This is a genomic window from Corynebacterium sp. KPL2825, from assembly GCF_037908445.1.
In the GTDB taxonomy this organism is placed as follows: domain Bacteria; phylum Actinomycetota; class Actinomycetes; order Mycobacteriales; family Mycobacteriaceae; genus Corynebacterium; species Corynebacterium kefirresidentii.
In genome coordinates, this window is sequence record NZ_JBBMGI010000024.1 from 1 (window position 1) to 1,287 (window position 1,287).

A 1,287-nucleotide genomic window follows, 5' to 3' on the forward strand; every position below is an offset into this window, starting at 1 on the left:
CGCATCCTGGTCAAATTTTCTTGGCATATTCCAGATTTTCCCATCTACTCAAACGGAACAAAACCTGGGACACTTCATTGTAACCACCCACTGCCTTGGCTACCAAGGCCGTTGCCCGCAATGGATTATCAATTCACCGCAGATAAAATAGCAAATGTACAAAACGATGCCTCAATCGTGGGCCACGGAGCTCGCTGGGAAAGACATTTCCGGGAAAGATATGTCCAACTATGACCTGACGGATATCAATCTCGAAGGAAGCATATGCAAAGGATGCTCGTTTCGCGGCTCCATGGTGGCATGGGCTAACTTGAAATCGGCGGAATTCACCGACGCAGATTTTACGAACGCAATTCTTAGCGAGTCAGACCTTCGTGGAGCGACATTAACGCGCGCGAATTTTACGAACGCATATCTGGTACCTGTTACCGCCAGTCCAAGGCAATTCTCTGAATGTACAGGTTGGGATGCAAGTAATGCGATACTTTATAGCCCCTGATTGCGCCTACGCGAATTCCGTTCAAGCCCTACGGTGTATCGGGCGTTGAAAAACGCATAGCTACCGCGATGGGGCGGGTGAATATACGCCCCACAGTACATGCCGTATGGCAGGACATATGTGTAGGCATATGGCACAACTACGCTTTAACAGAACGGACACGTATGTGTGAAGTGTCCCAGGTTTTGTTCCGTTTGAGTAGATGGGAAAATCTGGAACATGCCAAGGAAATTTGACCAGGATGCAAAGAACCGTGTGGTCCGTCTCGTGGAAGACCGCATCTTGGCGGAAAACATGTCGATGCAAGCCGCATGCCAGGCAGTAGCCCCAAAACTGGGGGTTTCGTGGCACACAGCTCGTCAATGGACTTAAGCCTTCCCGCCGTGCGGGAAACACTCCAGAACCTGTGCCTGAAGATTTGGCCGCCGAAAACGCGAGGCTACGCCGTGAAAATCACCAGCTACGCGACACCAATGAACTTTTAAAGGCTGCCTCGGCTTTTTTCGCGTCGGAACTCGACCCAAAACGTCGGAAATGATCTGGTTCATCGATGAATACCGGAATTGTTTCTCTGTTGAGTTCATTTATAAGACGTTGAAAAACCGGGCTGGTGGGTTTATCACCTCGCGTGGATATCGCCAATCCAAGGCCCGTGGACTAAGTGCTCGTCGCCTTCGCGATGCTGCGCTGGTTGAACGCATTAGTGCTGTTCATCGGGATAATTACGGTGTTTATGGTGTGCGGAAAATGTGGCATGCTCTTCGCCGTGAAGGAATCGATATCGGTCG

General features: G+C 50.3%; 2 protein-coding genes and 1 pseudogene. All 3 read left to right on the forward strand.

Annotation, left to right across the window (positions count from 1 at the left end; translation table 11 throughout):
* The first annotated feature begins 220 nt into the window (after positions 1–220).
* Positions 221–499, forward strand: a complete 279-nt coding sequence (locus WMQ00_RS12050; protein ID WP_349839577.1) for a pentapeptide repeat-containing protein — start codon at positions 221–223, stop codon at positions 497–499.
* A 164-nt stretch (positions 500–663) separates the two neighbouring features.
* Positions 664–871 (forward strand): annotated as a pseudogene (locus WMQ00_RS11950) (hypothetical protein).
* Between the two features lie 162 nt (positions 872–1,033).
* Positions 1,034–1,287: IS3 family transposase (locus WMQ00_RS11955; RefSeq protein WP_340441072.1), on the forward strand; the 254-nt coding region annotated here is incomplete at its 3' end.

Bases quoted from the DNA above. Each gene is read 5' to 3' on its own strand.
- WMQ00_RS12050 (WP_349839577.1), top strand. From the start codon at position 221: ATGTCCAACTATGACCTGACGGATATCAATCTCGAAGGAAGCATATGC.